This window comes from Arsukibacterium sp. (genome assembly GCF_036735525.1).
GTDB lineage: Bacteria > Pseudomonadota > Gammaproteobacteria > Enterobacterales > Alteromonadaceae > Alishewanella.
The window spans coordinates 1-1,328 of the sequence record NZ_DAINOE010000212.1; the positions used below are offsets into that span (position 1 = coordinate 1).

At 53.5% G+C, this 1,328-nt stretch carries 2 protein-coding genes; both read right to left on the bottom strand.

The genetic code is table 11. The features are described 5' to 3' along the window. A partial coding sequence (gene coaE, locus V7D78_RS17360) for a dephospho-CoA kinase (protein ID WP_333609706.1) occupies window positions 1-383 on the bottom strand: 383 nt, incomplete at its 3' end. After that, complete coding sequence (locus tag V7D78_RS17365) at window positions 383-1,273, bottom strand: prepilin peptidase (RefSeq protein ID WP_333609707.1); 891 nt, start codon at window positions 1,271-1,273, stop codon at window positions 383-385. The genes coaE and V7D78_RS17365, both read right to left, overlap by 1 nt. Window positions 1,274-1,328 lie beyond the last annotated feature (55 nt).

Sequence of the window (1,328 nt, forward strand, 5' to 3'; positions counted from 1 at the left end):
ACATAGGGTGCCTGCACGAGTGCCAGTTGCTGTAACAGCTGCTGGCGAATGGCCGGGTGCAACAGTTGCTCCAGCCAGGTTTTGGCAGTGGTATCGCTGAAGATCAGCTCGCGCAATTTGGCGCGGTTTAAGCTGTCATCAGCAAGCAGTACATCTTGCTGGTAGTGCGTTTTAACATGCTGCGCTATGGCGCTAAGGCATGGGGTGCCGGGGGCCAAGACAGCGCGGGCAATCACATCAGCATCAACACTGGGTACGCCCAACGCATTAAATAGGGCCTCTACCGTGCTTTTGCCGCTGCCGATGCCGCCGGTCAGGCCCACTATCAGGCTGCCAGACGGCAGTGTGTCGCTTGCAGATGGCGGGTGGCTGGCGTCAGGCATTATAAGCCCAACGTATTTAAATAAGCATTGGTCAGTTGCTCGCCCCACAGCATGGCTATCCAACCGGCCGCAGCAATATAGGGCCCAAAGGGGATAGGGGTGGCTTTGTCTTTACCCTGAATACTCAGTAAGGTGATGCCAATCACCGCGCCGACTAACGACGATAACAATATAATCAGCGGCAGTTGTTGCCAGCCAAGCAGGGCACCAAAAATGGCCAGCAATTTAAAATCGCCATAGCCCATGCCTTCTTTACCGGTGAGCAGCTTAAAGGCCCAATACACCGTCCATAAGCTTAAATAGCCGGCGGCGGCACCAATAATGGCCTGCGCCGGGCTAACAAAGGCGGCATCGCTTAAGCTAAACAGCAACGCCAGCCACAGCAGTGGCAGTGTTAACTGATCAGGCAGCAGCATTTTATCGATATCAATAAAGCTGAGCGCCACCAGTAAATAGCCAACGACGATCACCATCAATGCCGCCGCACCAAAGCCAAACTGCCAGGCGGCCAGCGCAGACAATACTGCGGTTAACAGCTCCACTGCCGGGTAGCGCAGGCTAATAGGGGTCTGGCAATGGCGGCAGCGGCCTTTTAACAGCAGGTAGCTGATAACAGGGATATTATCGCGTGCACTAATTGGCGTATGGCACTTTGGGCAAGCCGAGCGTGGCACCGCTAAATTAAACCGTGCCGCTGGCTCTGTTGCGGTGTTATGGCTGCTGTGAGTGTCAAAATAAGCACTAAACTCCGCCTGCCATTCGCGCTCCATCATAATGGGCAGCCGGTAAATCAGCACATTTAAAAAACTGCCGATTAACAGGCTGACCATAAACACACCTAGTACAAACAGCCATAGATGCTGGCTGAGCAGGCTGATTAGTTCCGGCATTACACAATAGAACCCATTTGGAAGATTGGCAGGTACATGGCTATAATCAGGCCGC

Coding starts and splice junctions, on each gene's coding strand:
- V7D78_RS17365 (WP_333609707.1), bottom strand. CDS start 1,273: ATGCCGGAACTAATCAGCCTGCTCAGCCAGCATCTATGGCTGTTTGTA.